Origin of the sequence: Micrococcus lylae (genome assembly GCF_900163825.1) — a bacterium.
Lineage (GTDB): Bacteria > Actinomycetota > Actinomycetes > Actinomycetales > Micrococcaceae > Micrococcus > Micrococcus lylae.
Window position 1 is genome coordinate 1 of sequence record NZ_FUKP01000068.1, and the last position, 13987, is coordinate 13987.

The 13987-nt window shown below is 70.8% G+C and carries 11 protein-coding genes and 1 pseudogene; 8 read left to right on the forward strand and 4 right to left on the reverse strand.

What is annotated here, in order from left to right; genetic code table 11:
• Window positions 1–69 precede the first annotated feature (69 nt).
• Window positions 70–1137 (reverse strand): acyl-CoA thioesterase, encoded by a 1068-nt coding sequence (locus FM125_RS10900; RefSeq protein WP_083315327.1) that lies wholly within the window; start codon window positions 1135–1137, stop codon window positions 70–72.
• Window positions 1138–1344: 207 nt separating this feature from the next.
• Between FM125_RS10900 and FM125_RS10905 the strand changes: the two genes are divergently transcribed.
• Both FM125_RS10905 and FM125_RS12360 read left to right on the forward strand, forming a co-directional pair.
• Entirely contained in the window at window positions 1345–3102 is a 1758-nt protein-coding gene (locus FM125_RS10905; protein ID WP_087134638.1) for an ABC transporter ATP-binding protein, read from the forward strand.
• Window positions 3099–5384 (forward strand): ABC transporter ATP-binding protein, encoded by a 2286-nt coding sequence (locus FM125_RS12360; protein WP_245830034.1) that lies wholly within the window; start codon window positions 3099–3101, stop codon window positions 5382–5384. The genes FM125_RS10905 and FM125_RS12360 overlap by 4 nt, the downstream gene beginning before the upstream one ends.
• A 152-nt stretch (window positions 5385–5536) precedes the next feature.
• Here the strand turns inward: FM125_RS12360 and FM125_RS10920 are convergent, their stop codons facing one another.
• Window positions 5537–6640, reverse strand: coding sequence for a hypothetical protein (locus FM125_RS10920; protein WP_087134639.1), 1104 nt, complete (start codon window positions 6638–6640; stop codon window positions 5537–5539).
• Between the two features lie 127 nt (window positions 6641–6767).
• Window positions 6768–7385: a hypothetical protein gene (locus tag FM125_RS10925; protein ID WP_087134640.1), complete on the reverse strand. Its 618-nt coding sequence runs from the start codon at window positions 7383–7385 to the stop codon at window positions 6768–6770.
• Window positions 7386–7628: 243 nt separating this feature from the next.
• Here FM125_RS10925 and FM125_RS10930 point away from each other — a divergent pair, with 243 nt between their 5' ends.
• Window positions 7629–8681, forward strand: a complete 1053-nt coding sequence (locus FM125_RS10930) for an EamA family transporter (protein WP_087134641.1) — start codon at window positions 7629–7631, stop codon at window positions 8679–8681.
• 77 nt (window positions 8682–8758) lie between these two features.
• Here the strand turns inward: FM125_RS10930 and FM125_RS10935 are convergent, their stop codons facing one another.
• Complete coding sequence (locus tag FM125_RS10935; protein ID WP_067190374.1) at window positions 8759–9172, reverse strand: VOC family protein; 414 nt, start codon at window positions 9170–9172, stop codon at window positions 8759–8761.
• Between the two features lie 158 nt (window positions 9173–9330).
• On the opposite strand from FM125_RS10935, the gene FM125_RS10940 reads away from it, so the two are divergent.
• The 5 genes and pseudogenes from FM125_RS10940 to FM125_RS11860 all read left to right on the forward strand — a co-directional run bounded on the left by FM125_RS10940 (window position 9331) and on the right by FM125_RS11860 (window position 13932).
• A complete protein-coding gene (locus tag FM125_RS10940; RefSeq protein WP_087134642.1) occupies window positions 9331–10176 on the forward strand; it encodes a CPBP family intramembrane glutamic endopeptidase in 846 nt (281 codons plus the stop codon).
• 113 nt (window positions 10177–10289) lie between these two features.
• Window positions 10290–11699, forward strand: coding sequence for an MATE family efflux transporter (locus tag FM125_RS10945; protein WP_087134646.1), 1410 nt, complete (start codon window positions 10290–10292; stop codon window positions 11697–11699).
• A 213-nt stretch (window positions 11700–11912) separates the two neighbouring features.
• Window positions 11913–12485 carry a hypothetical protein gene (locus tag FM125_RS10950; RefSeq protein WP_245232133.1) on the forward strand — a complete coding sequence of 191 codons (573 nt, stop codon included), beginning with the start codon at window positions 11913–11915 and terminating at the stop codon, window positions 12483–12485.
• A 176-nt stretch (window positions 12486–12661) separates the two neighbouring features.
• Window positions 12662–13045 carry a hypothetical protein gene (locus FM125_RS10955; RefSeq protein WP_087134643.1) on the forward strand — a complete coding sequence of 128 codons (384 nt, stop codon included), beginning with the start codon at window positions 12662–12664 and terminating at the stop codon, window positions 13043–13045.
• Between the two features lie 30 nt (window positions 13046–13075).
• A pseudogene (locus FM125_RS11860) lies at window positions 13076–13932 on the forward strand (IS5 family transposase).
• Window positions 13933–13987 lie beyond the last annotated feature (55 nt).

Consider the following 13987-nt stretch of genomic DNA (forward strand, 5'->3'; position numbering starts at 1 on the left):
AGCCAGAGGAATCGGCCCCTTCCGCGTACGCGGAAGGGGCCGATTCCTCTGGCTCGCGGGGTCGGACTCTCAGTCCTGCTGCTCGAGCAGGTGGTTCGGCAGGCGGTTGCCCTGAGCCTTCGCGCGGATCTCGAGCAGGTCGCGGGCGTGCTGCCAGAGGGCCTTGTCCTCCTCTGAGACGGGCACCCAGGCGGGGACGGGCACGGCGTCGCCGGCCTCGTTGCGGGTCACCATCACCGTCAGGCAGTAGGTGGTGAGCGCGAGCTCGTCGCCCTTGGGATCGCCGGAACGGACGTGGACGGCCACGTGCATGCCCTTGCTGCCGGTGTAGATCAGCCGTGCCTCGACCTCCACGAGGTCCCCGATGTGCAGCGGACGGTAGAAGCGGATGCCGCCGGAGAACACCGCCACGGTGTCCTTGCCGCAGTAGCGGGAGGCGCACAGGTAGGCGGCGGTGTCGATCCACTCCATCACGATGCCGCCGTGCACCTTGCCGCCCCAGTTCACGTCCGTGGGGGCGGCGAGGAAGCGCAGGGTCACGCGCTCGGCGGTGCCGGCGTCCGTGTACGGCTGGCCCTTCATCGCCTCGGTGACAGCGTTGCGGACCTCGATGCGGGAGATCGCGTAGTCGCGGGCCAGCTCCTGCTCCAGGGACTGCGGAACGAACTCCGGGACGCGCGTCGGCCTGCCGTCCTGCACCGCCACGAACACCACCAGGCAGCGCGCGGCCTCGGTCAGCTCGCCGGTCTTCGGGTCGCCGGCGCGGACCACGGTGTTGATGTGCATGGACGTGGACCCGGTGTAGAGCACCGTGCCGGTCACCTCGACCATCTGGCCCACCTGCACGGGCTGGCGGAAGTGGATGTTGCCCACATAGGCGGTCACGCAGTAGGTGCCCGCCCAGGCCGTCGCCGCGGCGAAGGCCGCCTTGTCCACCCACTCCAGCACGCGTCCGGCGTCCACCGTGCCGCTGTGACCCCTGTCCGTCGGTGCGGCGAGGAAGCGGAGGGTGACCTCGTGGCGGCGGTGGGCGTCGTGCGGGAGGGGAGCGGCAGTCGTCGTGAAGGACGGGGCGGGTGCGCCCGAGGCGCTGGTGCCCGGGACGGGGGAGGCGGTGTTCTGTGCGGCGGCATCCATGGAGTCAGTGTGCCTGCGGCGGGGGCGCGGAGGCGCTGCGGGCGGCTTCGTGACGAGTACCGTGGCTGATAATCGACGGTTCGTCACCGGATCGCGGAGAATCTCTGCGATCCGGTGACGAACCGTCGATCCTGCGGGTGAGGCGCCCGCGCCCTGCCCGCCAGCCGCCCGCAGATCCCCATCCGCCCCGCACACCGAAGGACCACCATGCTCTGGACCCTGATGCGCCGGTACCTCACGCCCGCCCTGGGCATGGTGCTGGCGGTGCTCGTCCTGCAGCTGGTCAGCACGCTGGCCACGCTGTACCTGCCGAGCCTGAACGCCCGGATCATCGACGAGGGCGTGGCCCAGGGGGACACCGGCCGGATCTGGCAGCTCGGCGGGATCATGCTCGCCGTGGCCGCCGTGCAGGTGGTCGCGGCCGTCTCCGCCGTGTACTTCGGGGCGAAGGTCGCCATGGGCTTCGGCCGGGACCTGCGCCGCGCCGTCTACACCCGCGTGGACCGCTTCTCCGCGGAGGAGTTGGGCCGGTTCGGCGCCGGCACGCTGATCACCCGCGGCACCAATGACGTCAACCAGGTCCAGATGCTCACGCTGATGGCGTTCAACTTCATGGTGACCGCCCCGATCATGGCGATCGGCGGCATCATCATGGCGATCCGCGAGGACGTCGGCCTGTCCTGGCTGGTCTGGGTGTCCGTGCCGGTGCTCATCCTGATCGTCGGCCTGATCGCCTCCCGCCTGATGCCGCTGTTCCAGCGGATGCAGACCAACATCGACACCATCAACACCACCCTGCGCGAGCAGATCGTGGGCATCCGCGTGGTCCGGGCGTTCGTGCGCGAGGAGCACGAGGCGGCCCGCTTCACAGAGGCCAACGCGGACATCACCGCCACCTCCGTGGCCATCGGCCGCCTGTTCGTCCTGCTGGGTCCGGTGATCACCATGGTCCTGCACCTGGCGACCGCCGCCGTGCTGTGGTTCGGCGCCGGTCGCGTGGACGCCGGGCAGATCGAGGTCGGCTCCCTGACGGCGTTCATGCAGTACCTGCTGCAGATCCTGATGTCCGTCATGATGGGCACCTTCATGCTGATGATGCTGCCGCGCGCGGTGATCTCCGCCCGCCGCATCGGGGAGGTCCTGGACACCGAGCCGACCCTCCACGAGCCCGTTTCTCCTGTGACGCCGGCCGAGCGCCTCGGCCGCCTGGAGTTCCGGGACGTCACCTTCGCGTATCCGGGCGCCGACGCCCCGGTGCTGGACGGCGTCTCCTTCACCGTGGAGCCGGGCACCACCACCGCGATCGTCGGCTCCACCGGTGCCGGCAAGTCCACGCTGCTGGGCCTGGTCCCGCGCCTGTACGACGTCACCTCCGGCCAGGTCCTGATCGACGGCGTCCCCGTCACCGACCTGTCCCGCACCGAGCTGACCGCGGCCCTCGGCTACGTCCCCCAGAAGCCGTACCTGTTCTCCGGCACGGTCGCCGAGAACATGCGCTTCGGTGCCCCTGACGCCACCGACGAGCAGATCTGGGCAGCCCTCGAGACCGCCCAGGCCGCGGACTTCGTCCGCGCCCGCACCACCGGCGAGGGCACGACGACGGTCACCGGCCTGGACTCGAACGTCTCCCAGGGCGGCACGGACGTCTCCGGCGGTCAGCGTCAGCGCCTCTCGATCGCCCGTGCGCTCGTGGCCGAACCGCGGATCCACCTGTTCGACGACTCCTTCTCCGCCCTGGACGTCACCACCGATGCCCGCCTCCGGGCGGCGCTGGAGGAGCGGTTCGGGGGCACCACGCGTGTGGTGGTGGCCCAGCGCGTGGCCACCATCACCGGGGCGGACCAGATCCTCGTGCTGGAGAAGGGGCGGATCGTCGGCCGCGGCACCCATGCGGAGCTGCTGGCCGGGAACGAGACCTACCGCGAGATCGTGGACTCCCAGATCCGTGAGGAGGAGCTGGCATGAGCGAGAAGAAGGCGACCGCGGAGCTCACCGACGGGGAGATCGTCGGCCTCCAGGAGTCCGGCGCCGGCGGCGACCACGGCGGCCCGCCCCGGAGGGCGAAGGCGTTCTGGCCCTCGGCCAAGCGGCTGCTGGGGCTGTTCCGCACCGAGCGCCTCGGCCTGGTCCTGGTGTTCGGCATGGTCCTGGTGGCCGTGGTGCTCAACGTCTGGGCCCCGCACGTGCTCGGCAAGGCCATGGACGCGATCTTCGGCGGCCTGATCTCCGGGCAGATGCCGGCGGGGACCAGCCGTGAGCAGGTCATCGCCGGGATGCGCGCCCAGGGGCAGGACCAGGCCGCGGAGATGCTCTCCGGCATGGACTTCGTCCCCGGCCAGGGCATCGACTTCGAGCACCTGGGGCGGCTGATCCTCATCGTGCTGGCCATGTACGTGGTGGCGCAGACCTTCATGTGGCTGCAGGGGCGGGTGCTCAACGACCTGGTGATGCGGATCGTCTACCTCCTGCGCCAGGACATCGAGGCCAAGCTCAACCGCCTGCCGCTGTCCCACTTCGACACCCGCCAGCGCGGCGACCTGATCTCCCGCACCACCAACGACGTGGACAACGTGCAGCAGGCCATGCAGCAGGCGTTCTCCAGCCTGTTCCTGTCCGTGCTGACCGTCATCGGCATCGTCGGCATGATGTTCTGGCTGTCCTGGCAGCTGGCCCTGATCGCCCTGATCGCCCTGCCGGTGGCCGGCGTGGTGGTCGGCGTGATCGGCAAGCGCTCTCAGCAGCTGTTCACCGCCCAATGGCGGGAGACCGGCCGTCTCAACGGGCACATCGAGGAGTCCTTCACCGGCCACGAGCTCGTCACCGTGTTCGGCCGGCAGGAGGACATGGCCGACCGCTTCGACGAGCGCAACGAGGCCATGTACGAGGCCTCGTTCAAGGCCCAGTTCTTCTCCGGCATGATCATGCCGATCATGCAGTGGGTGAACTGGCTCGGCTATGTGGGCATCGCCGTGGTCGGCGGCCTGCGCGTGGCCAACGGCCAGATGACCCTCGGCGCCGTGACCGCCTTCATCCAGTACTCCCGTGAGTTCAACCAGCCCCTCGGCCAGGTCGCCGGCATGGCCAACATGCTCATCTCCGGCGTCGCCTCTGCCGAACGCATCTTCGAGCTCCTGGACGAGCCGGAGGAGACCGAGGACGCCCTCCACGCCGACCCTTCCGGTCAGGCAGGCGGACAGGGAGAGGCGGGTGCCGTCGTCGGGAAGCCGGTGGAGGTACAGGCGGGAGGCGACCGTCTGACGAACGACAGCGGCGTGGAACGCGACGGTTTCCCGAACGAAAGCACTGCGGAACGCGACGGTTTCCCGAACGAAAGCACTGCGGAACGCGACGGTTTCCCGAACGAAAGCACTGTGGAACGCGACGGTTTCCCGAACGAAAGCACTGCGGAACGCGACGGTTTCCCGAACGAAAGCACTGCGGAACGCGACGGTTTCCCGAACGAAAGCGGGGAGGGGGTGAGCGGGCGTGTGGAGTTCGAGCACGTCGCGTTCTCCTACACGCCTCAGAAGCCGCTGATCCGGGACCTGAACCTGGTGGCCGAGCCGGGGCAGACCGTCGCGATCGTCGGCCCGACCGGCGCCGGCAAGACCACCCTGGTGAACCTGCTCATGCGGTTCTACGACGTGGACGGCGGACGCATCCTGCTGGACGGGCAGGACATCGCGGGCATGCCGCGCCGGCAGCTGCGCGCCCGCACCGGCATGGTGCTCCAGGACGCCGTGCTGTTCGGCGGCACCATCCGCGAGAACATCCGCTACGGCCGCCTCGACGCCACGGACGACGAGGTGCTCGAGGCCGCGAAGGCCACCTATGTGGACCGGTTCGTGCACACGCTGCCGGACGGGTATGACACGGTGATCGAGCAGGACGCGGCCAACGTGTCCGCCGGCGAACGCCAGCTGATCACCATCGCCCGTGCGTTCCTGGCCCAGCCGGACCTGCTGATCCTGGACGAGGCGACCTCCTCCGTGGACACCCGCACCGAGGTGCTCGTCCAGGAGGCCATGGCGGCGCTGCGCTCGAACCGGACGTCCTTCGTGATCGCGCACCGGCTCAGCACCATCCGCGACGCGGACGTGATCCTGGTGATGGAGCACGGCGACATCGTGGAGCAGGGTTCGCACGAGCAGCTGCTCGCCGCCGGCGGGGCCTACGCGCGGCTGTACCGCAGCCAATTCCAGGGCGCCGCCGTGGACGGGGCCGACGGCGCGGACGGGGTCAGCTGAGGCGGACGGTGTCGGCCGTCATCGCGGCGGGCATGAGCGCGTCGGCCGTCATCACGGCGGCCGCGCCCTCGGGCGTCCGGGCGTCGAGCCAGAGACTTCGGCCCCTTCACACGCCAGTGAAGGGGCCGAAGTCACCGGTTCGATGAGGCGGATCAGAATGTGTAGGACACGCGCTCCCAGGTCAGCAGCGGCTGTGCCGGGTTCTTCCCCTTGCCCGCGTTGTTGGGTGCCACGGTGAAGCGGGTCCACTCGTTCGAGGTGGCGTCGCCCTCCACCGTGATGCGCTGCAGGTTCTCCACCGGCGCGACGCCGTAGGCCTCGAGCCAAGGCGAGCCGGCGGCGAGCGGCGCATCGTGGTGGTAGCGGTGCGAGTCGCCGTTGATCAGGTACACCGGACCGTCGAACTCGGCGGCGCGCTCGGCGATCTGCTGCACGGCCGGGCGGAAAGCCTGAACGGTCTCCGGGTCCACGACCTCGCCGTCCACCACCTGTGCCGGCAGGAACATGTCCGCCTGGGTCATGATCACCACGCCGCGGGCGTTCGTGCGCTCTGCGTCGTCGAACAGGTCGTCGATCAAGGCCGCATTCGCGGCGTTGCGCTCCTGGACCTCGGCGAGCTGCTCGGCGGTCGGCTCGGTCTCGCCGAGCCCCTTCCACGGCAGAGTGGAATTCTCCGAGCCCTGGATGTTCACCATGCCGAACTCCACCCTGCGCTCGCGGAAGCGAGCGTTCTCCGGCAGACCGATCTCGTCCTGGGTGTCCATGCGCATCGAGGAGTCGCCGAGGGTGCGGTCCGCACGCGGGTAGAACACGTCCCGGAAGGCGTCGAGGCGCTCGAGCGGGTTGTAGGCGCCGTTGTTGGTGCGGTGGCAGTCCGTCCAGTCGTTGTCCCCGGGAGTCAACACCAGCGGTAAGGCCAGGCGGTCGAACTCACCGCGGATCATGGCGAAGTACTCGTCCGAGCACTCGGCGGAGCCGGCCTTGATGTCACCCACGTGGGCCACGAACTCGAGGTCCTTCTCTTGCGCGGACAGCTCGTCGATCATGTCCGGGAAGCGGGCCACCTGGGCGTCGCCGTAGGGGACGTCCCCGATGACGCCGAACTCGAAGGCGTGCTGCGGGCCTCGGGCCCCGGAGGCTGTCTGCGCGGACGGCGAGGCGGACGGGGCGGAGGCGGCCGTCGTCGGGACGGCGATGCCTGCGGCGAGCGCGGCAGCGGCGGCCAGGGCGAAGGGCCAACGAGCGGTACGGGACATGGGGGTCCTCTCTTCACGGCGCCGTGGCACCGGTCACGGATGGGTATGCAGGACACCGTAGTGATGGTGCATGACCGCCGGTGGAGCCGTCGGTGGCCGTCCGGTGAACGTCGGACGCAGGCGCCGTTCAGCGACTGCGGACGGCGTCGGCCGTCATCGCGGCCAGCATGAGTGCACCGGCCGCCACCGCGGCGGCCGCGCCCCAGGGCGCTCCGAGGATCAGTCCCAGTGCGGCGCCCGCAAGCCCGACGACGGCCAGCCCGCCGCCCAGCGCACCGAACACCGGCGCGTGGAATGCCTTTGCGAACGGCAGAAAGTGCAGGCCCACGGCCAGCACGACGATCGCGGGCTGGGCGGGGGTGCCGTCCGTGCCGGTCAGGGCGCCGAGGCCGCGCACGATGTGCGGAGACGCGACGATCAACGCCACCATGGCCAGCGTGCTCATGCCATAGACGAGACCGGCGTTCGAGGCCGGCGGCGGCAGGATCGGCAGGTGGCGGCGGCGCAGGAACACCGCCCAGAAGCAGGCCGCCATCAGCAGGACCCACACCGTGTAGCCGAGCACCGGCCAGGGCGCGGGCAGCTCCTGCAGGCTGATCAGCATGAACAGGCTCGCGCCCACCATGCCGATCACCGAGCCCTGCACCTGCGGGTGCATCGGATGCTTCAGGCCGCGGGTCGGCTCGCGCGGCTGTTCCGCGCCGGCGCGTCCTCCGCTCGCGGCGGTCTTCTCGGCAGTGGTCATGGTGTCCCCCTCGTGGTGAGTGTGCTGCACCAGGATCGTCAGTGCGCTGCACCAGGATATTCACCGGAGTATGGTGCCGCTCACACCCGCGCCGAGCCAGAGACTTCGGCCCCTTCGCGGCGGCCTGAAGGGGCCGATTCTTCTGGTTCGGCGCAGCGGGGGTGGGACAGTCCGGCGCAGCGGGGGTGAGACGGCCCGGCGCACAGGTTCGCGTGGAGACCCGCGGATGCCCACAATGATCCGATGAGTCCGCACACCGCACCGATCCCGCTCGTGCCCGAGCCCGGAGCCCCCGGCACCGCCGACGGGCTGCCCGCCGCAGCGCCCGGCCTGCCGCCGGTGTCCCAGCGCCCCCGACGACTGCGCCGCATCCGCCCCGGGCGCACGGCGGTCGGCGTGCTCATGGTGCTCAGCGCCTGCCTGTCCCTGCAGCTCGGCGCATCCCTGGCCATCGGCCTGTTCCCGACCTTCGGCCCGTGGGGCACCACCGTGCTGCGCGTGGGCGTGGCCGCGCTCGTCCTGCTGGCCCTGGTGCGCCCTCCGCTGCGGACCTGGACCAGAGCCCAGTGGGGCGCCGTCCTGCTCCTGGGCGCCGCCTTCGCCGGCATGAACGGCTTCTTCTACGCGGCCATCGACCGCATCCCGCTGGGCATCGCCGTGACCATCGAGTTCCTCGGCCCGCTCGCCGTGGCCGCCGCCCTGAGCCGACGCCTGCGCGATGTGCTCTGGGTGGTGCTGGCCTTCGCCGGGATCGTCCTGTTCCTGGTGCAGAACCTCGTCCTCCGCCCCGCCGGAGACACCGGCCCGCTGGACCTGACCGGCGTGTGGCTCGTGCTGGTGGCGGCGTTCTCCTGGGGCCTGTACATCGTGGCGGGCCAACGCGTCGGCCGGCTCGTGCCCGGCACCGGGGGACTGGCGGCGGCCATGGCCGTGGCCACCTGCATGGTCCTGCCCGTGGGCCTGCCGGAGCTCGCACGCGCCACACAGATCACGCCGGGGCACGTCCTCGGGGCGCTCGGCACCGGCCTGTTCGCCTCCCTGCTGCCCTATCTGCTGGAGTTCCACGCCCTGAAGCGGCTGCGCAGCGCGGTGTTCGGCGTGCTCGTCTCGGTGGAGCCGGCCATCGCCACGGCGGTCGGGTTCCTCGTCCTCGGCCAGGCCGTGGGCGTCTGGGCGGTGCTGGCGATGGTCCTGGTGATCTCCGCGAGCGTCGGCACCACGCTCAGCAAGGAGGCTGAGAGCCCGCGTCGCCAGCTCCAGGACGAGGCCGCAGGCACTACCCCAGAGGGTGTCTGAGACGGCGCCTGCCAGGGCACCCCACGAGGAAGCGACCGGTCAGGCGGACGGACGGGGCCGTCGTCGGGAAGCCGGACTCAGGCGGTGACGAACTCCCACTGGTGGCCGTCCGGGTCGACGATCTCGCGCGAGTGCATGCCCGTCTCGGTCATGTCCTCGACCATGTCCTCCGGCAGTGCGACCTCGGAGGCGCCCAGCTCGAGGGCACGGTCCGCGAGGTTGTCCACGGCGGCGTGGTCCCCGGCGATCAGGGACATCAGGGAGGAGTTCGTGGTGATGCAGTCCGCGATCTCCCGCTCGCCGATGTAGTCCGTGTAGGAGCCGGGCGTCATGTACATGACGTACGTGGAGTCGGTGAGCTCGACGCACACCGTGTCGTCGTCCGAGAAGTCCTCCAGGATGTCCGCGCCGAGGGCGGTCCAGAACTCGCGGATGCGCTCGGTGTCGGTGGTGGGGAGGTTCAGGAAGACCGGCTGTGAGAACAAGGCCATGCCGGAGAAGGTAGTCAAGTGCGCGCGACCGCGGCAAACGGTGACGACGCACTGTGACCGGCATCATTGCGCGGCCGGGCGGTGGCTCTGGGCGGTGGCTCCAGGCACAGGCTAAGCGGCCCGGGCGGCGACCCTCGCCGGTTGATAGCGTTGCCGCCATGACGAACACCCCCGCAGGGTGGCCTCCGCAGGGGTGGCCGCAGAAGCCTGCCGCACAGCGCATGGACCCGGCCCGCTGGGCCCCGGGGAGGTTCCACTGGGGCGACGCCCTCGTGGTGGTCTCCTACGTGGCCCTGATGCTGCTGGGCGCCGGCGGCCTGCTGGCCATGGCCCTGGGCTGGGTGGACCCGGTGGACGGCGAGTTCTCCGTGCTGGACATGTTCACCATGAACCTCGTCAGCTACGTGATCATCACCGCGATCGTGGCCGTGGTGGCTTGGCGCCCGTTCGTCCGCTCGCTGGGCGTCTTCCGGCACGGCACGTGGTGGAAGCTGGCGCTGCTGCCGGCCACGTGGCTCGCCTGCATCATCGTGAACGTGCTGCTGCTGAGCCTGATCGGCCGGGCCGCGCAGTCGGCGAACCAGGCGTCCCTGGAGCAGATGTCCACCGCTGCCCCGCCGCTGCCCATGGTGCTGATGACCGTGGTGATGGCGCCGCTGGTGGAGGAGTACCTGTTCCGGCACCTGCTGATCGGCAAGCTCTCCCGCTACCTGAACGTGTGGATCTGTGCCGCGATCTCGATCGTCACCTTCGTCCTGCTGCACTTCGCCGGCACCGGCGGGCAGTTCGACCTGGTGGAGACGGTCCCGTACCTGACGCTGGCCGTCGCCATCACGGTCTCCTACATCCTCATGGGCCGCTCCTTCGCCTACGCGGTGCTGCTGCACATGGTGAACAACGGCATCGCCGTGGCCGTGCTGTACCTGGTGATGCCGCACATGCCGGACGTCTCGGACCTGCAGCCCAGTGCGCTCGTCCCCTACCTGTCCCTGCTCGGCCTGTGAACGCCCGGAACCACGACGACGGCCGCCCGGCCGAGCCGTCCGCCTCGCCGGGGCGCGGGGCCGGGTCGTCCGGCCGCGGTGCCCCGGAGGGCGGCGGGGTGCCGCAGGCGTCCGTGGACGGCGCGCCGCAGGGCGGGGGTGAGGCACGGACGGACGTGACCGAGGGCCTCGGCCGCCGGATCCTGGCGCTGGCCGTGCCGGCGCTCGGGGCGCTGATCGCCGAGCCGCTGTTCCTGCTTGCGGACACCGCGATCGTCGGGCACCTGGGCACCGCGCAGCTCGCCGGCGTGGGCCTGGGGACCACCGTCCTGCACACGGCCACCGGCCTGCTGATCTTCCTCGCCTACGCCACCACCCCGGCCGTCGCCCGGCTGACCGGCGCGGGCCGGGGGGACGAGGCGATGGCCCGCGGCCGGGACGGCATGTGGCTCGGCGTGCTCATCGGCGTGGTGCTGGCGGTGGCCGGCTGGCTCGCCGCCCCGTGGCTGGTGGGTGCCCTCGGCGGCAGCGGGGAAGTGCAGGAGCACGCGGTGGCGTACCTGCGCTGGTCCATGCCCGGCATCCCGGCCCTGCTGGCGGTGCTCGCGGCCACCGGGGTGCTGCGCGGCCTCCAGGACACCAGGACCCCGCTGGTGGTGGCCGCCGCCGGCTTCGGTGTGAACATCGTCCTGAACTGGGCGCTCGTCTACGGGGCCGGACTGGGGGTGGCCGGTTCGGCGATCGGCACCTCTGTGGTCCAGTGGGCCATGCTGGTCACCTACCTGCTGGTGCTGGCCCCGCGCTTCCGGGCCGCCGAGACCGGCTGGGTTCCCTCCGGTGCCGGCATGCGGGCGACGGCCCAGGTGGGCTCCTGGCTGCTGCTGCGCACCGCCAGCCTCCGCCTGGCGATCCTGCTCACCGTGCTGGTGGCCACCGGTGCCGGGGACGAGGTCCTCGCCGCCCACCAGCTCGTGTTCACCCTGTTCTCCACGCTCGCCTTCGCCCTGGACGCCCTGGCGATCGCCGCGCAGGCGCTCATCGGCCATGAGCTCGGCCGCGGGGACGTGCGCACCGCCCGGGAGCTGACCCGGGTGATGGTCCGGTGGTCCCTCTGGTTCGGCGTGATCACCGGGATCCTGCTGGGCGGGCTCGCCTGGATGCTGCCGCCGCTGTTCACCGGCGAGCCGGGCGTGCAGGCGGCGGCCACCGCCGGGCTGCTGGTGCTGGCGCTGAGCCAGCCGCTGGCCGGCTATGTGTTCGTGCTGGACGGCGTGCTCATCGGCGCCGGCGACGCGCGCTACCTGGCCCTGGCCGGCGTGGTGAACGTGGCGGTCTACGCCCCGGTGCTCTCGGTGATCGCGGAGGTGGCCGCCGGGGGACTGGGCTGGACCGTGGACTGGTCCGATCCCTGGGCGAACGTTCCCACCGCGCCGGAGCAGCTGGCGATGCTCTGGGTGGGCTTCGGCTTCGTCTACATGGGCATGCGTGCCCTCACTCTGGGCCTGCGCTCCCGCTCCGACGCCTGGATGCGCGCCGGGGCGTGAGCGCGTCCGCCACCGGCGCGAGGTGGGCAGGCGCGAGGTGGGCGGGCGCGACGTGGGCGCCGCGAGGTGGGCAAGCGTGACGTGGGCGGGCGCGACGTGGGCGGGCGCGACGTGGCGGGCACGAAGTGGGGAAAAGACACGGTCACGTTCTGCGATCTCAACGCCGTGTTGTATCCCCAAAACGCGGCGTGGCTGCTGGCCTAGACTTGTCGGGTGCCTGCCGTGACCAAGACCCCTGTGGACGTCGCCGACGTCATGTCCAAGCCCGTCCTGATCCGCGCCGGCGTGGCGCTGATCTTCGGCCTCACCACCGTGTTCGTGCAGGAGCCGGGCACGATGTGGATGAAGATCTCCCTGGCGCTCTACCTCGTCTTCTCCGGCTCCGCGATGTGGGAGTACCTGCGCCGCGACCCCGTCCCGGAGGCCATGCGCTCCCCGCTGTCCATGGCCGCCGCGGCCTGGATGCTCGGCACCATCGTCCTGTTCTTCTTCTCCACCCCGGCCGGCGTCGGCATCACCGCCGGCGCGGCCCTGCTGCTGGGCGGCGTCGCCGAGCTCGTCGCCGGGTTCAGGCACCGCCGCGAGTTCGCCCCGGCCCGAGACCAGCTGATCACCGGCGCGGTCGGCGTCGGCTCGGGCATCGGCCTGTTCCTCGGCTCCGGGCTGAACCAGCACGCCCAGCTCGGCATCGCCGGCGGCGGCGCCCTCATCCTCGGCGTCATGATGGCGGTCTCCGGCGTCGGCATGTACCTCGACGTCCGCAAGGCCGCGCAGACCGACGCCTGACAGCGTCAGGCGCGGGCCCGTCGTCGTTCCCCCTTCCGCCCTCCGCAAACCCCTCGGCGCCGTCTGCGCGCCCCGCGTAGACTGGGGCGCGCCTGCCCGACGACGGCCCCGTGCCGGGTGCGTCCGTCCCACCGCAGGCGTGAGCCGGTCCCGAAACCAGTCAGGAGCGTCCCGAAGTGAGCGCACAGTCCTCCCGTTCCCCGCGCAGCCAGGATCCCCGTGGCGGCCAGAAGCGCGGAGGCCTGAAGGACACCGTCAAGGCGCCGCTGATCTTCTCGGCGGCCCTGGGCCTGGTCGGCGGCATCGTCGCGGCGATCACCGCCTCCGGCGGCACCTCCAAGCCGCTGCGCATCGACGTCGGGCTGATCGCCTTCGGCGTGTTCTTCGTGGTCTCCCTCGTGGTGGTGGCCATGCTCCAGCTCGCCGCCCGCGAGAACCCCGAGCACCTCTCCCAGGGCTCCGGTGTGAACCGCTCTTCGGCCGAGATGCACCAGAAGGCTGTGGACGCCCGCCGCGCCCGTGAGCGCGCCCAGCGGGAGGGACGGGACGGCACCGGCTAGGGCGTGTTGCTAAAGGAGCCGGGGACGTGGATGCGCGAGTCTGGGGTCATGTCGCGTGATGTCATCTCGGACGAGGTCTGGGCTGTGATCGGCCCGCTGTTCCCGGCTCCGAGGTCCACGGGTCGGCCGCCGGTGGATCGGCGCGTGGTGGTCGAGGCCACCGCGTGGCGTTTCCGCACCGGGGCGCCGTGGCGGGATCTGCCCGAGCGGTTCGGGAACTGGAACACGATCTACAAGAACTTCAACCGGTGGGCCGCGCAGGGTGTGTGGGAGCAGGTGCTCGAGCGGACCCAGTCCATGGCACAGCAGGCTGGCGAGCTGGATTGGGTGGCCTCGATCGATTCCACGATCGTGCGTGTCCACCAGCACGGGGCGACCCTGCCCCGCCCCACAGGGGGCCTGGATGAACTACAAGAAATCAACGGACGAGCCGGCTGATCATGCCATCGGAGACTCCCGCGGCGGTCTGACGACGAAGTCTCATCTGGTCTGTGACGGCAAGGGCAGGGTGCTGGCGTTCGTGGTGACCGGCGGGCAGGTCGCTTCACACCTCGATGTTGGCCACCACGCTGGAGCAGATCAGCGTTGCCGGTGCCCGTGGGCGGCCCAGAGCGCGGCCTGACCGCCTGATTGCGGACAAGGGCTACCCCTGGAAGGCGAACCGGGGCTGGCTGCGCCGGCATGGCATCGCGGCCACGATCCCGGAGCGAGCGGATCAGATCACGCACCGGCGCCGCCGCTACCGGGGACGCAATGTCGTGCAGCGGTGCTTCAACCGGCTCAAGCAGTGGCGAGGGATCGCGATGCGCTCGGACAAGTACGCCCGGAACTATCACGCCGGGCTCAGTCTCGCAGCGGCACTGCATTGGCTGGCTGACATCCTTTAGCGGCTCTTCACAATCGAGGGTGTAGACGGGGGGCTCGGGGAAGTGGCGCGTCGAT

Excerpts from the sequence above, each read along its gene's own strand:
- FM125_RS10905 (WP_087134638.1), top strand. The coding sequence starts at position 1,345 with ATGCTCTGGACCCTGATGCGCCGGTACCTCACGCCCGCCCTGGGCATG.
- FM125_RS10930 (WP_087134641.1), top strand. The coding sequence starts at position 7,629 with ATGAGTCCGCACACCGCACCGATCCCGCTCGTGCCCGAGCCCGGAGCC.
- FM125_RS10925 (WP_087134640.1), bottom strand. The coding sequence starts at position 7,385 with ATGACCACTGCCGAGAAGACCGCCGCGAGCGGAGGACGCGCCGGCGCG.
- FM125_RS10920 (WP_087134639.1), bottom strand. The coding sequence starts at position 6,640 with ATGTCCCGTACCGCTCGTTGGCCCTTCGCCCTGGCCGCCGCTGCCGCG.
- FM125_RS10900 (WP_083315327.1), bottom strand. The coding sequence starts at position 1,137 with ATGGATGCCGCCGCACAGAACACCGCCTCCCCCGTCCCGGGCACCAGC.
- FM125_RS10935 (WP_067190374.1), bottom strand. The coding sequence starts at position 9,172 with ATGGCCTTGTTCTCACAGCCGGTCTTCCTGAACCTCCCCACCACCGAC.
- FM125_RS12360 (WP_245830034.1), top strand. The coding sequence starts at position 3,099 with ATGAGCGAGAAGAAGGCGACCGCGGAGCTCACCGACGGGGAGATCGTC.
- FM125_RS10940 (WP_087134642.1), top strand. The coding sequence starts at position 9,331 with ATGACGAACACCCCCGCAGGGTGGCCTCCGCAGGGGTGGCCGCAGAAG.